We start from the raw sequence: 273 nt of genomic DNA, 5'->3' as shown, positions 1-273 counted from the left end.
CAGTGCTGTCGTTATGAAGTCGCGTAACTGATAGAAAAAGCGGTTGCCACTGGCCAGTAGAATGGCGGTATGAAACGCCAAATCAGGCTCGTGAATTGAACCGTGGGTTTGCGCAGCATTGTCCATTTCTAACAACGCCTTTTCGATTTGCGCAATCGCTTCAGGTGAACCATGACGGGCCGCCAGCGCTGCAGCTTGTGGCTCAATAGCCAGCCTCATCTGCAGAAACTCTTTCAGGACCAACAGCGACGGACTGCTTTCCAGCATCCAGCG

Annotated in this window: 1 protein-coding gene; it reads right to left on the bottom strand. The window is 52.7% G+C overall.

Annotation, left to right across the window (positions count from 1 at the left end; all coding sequences use genetic code 11):
- Nucleotides 1-219: FadR/GntR family transcriptional regulator (locus tag NLF92_RS12950; protein ID WP_254102624.1), on the bottom strand; the 219-nt coding region annotated here is incomplete at its 3' end.
- Between the last annotated feature and the right edge of the window lie 54 nt (nt 220-273).

Source organism: Opacimonas viscosa, assembly GCF_024199005.1.
Taxonomy (GTDB): Bacteria; Pseudomonadota; Gammaproteobacteria; order Enterobacterales; family Alteromonadaceae; genus Opacimonas; species Opacimonas viscosa.
Note: the sequence above shows the minus strand (reverse complement) of the source record. Positions and strands in the feature narration are given on the sequence as shown.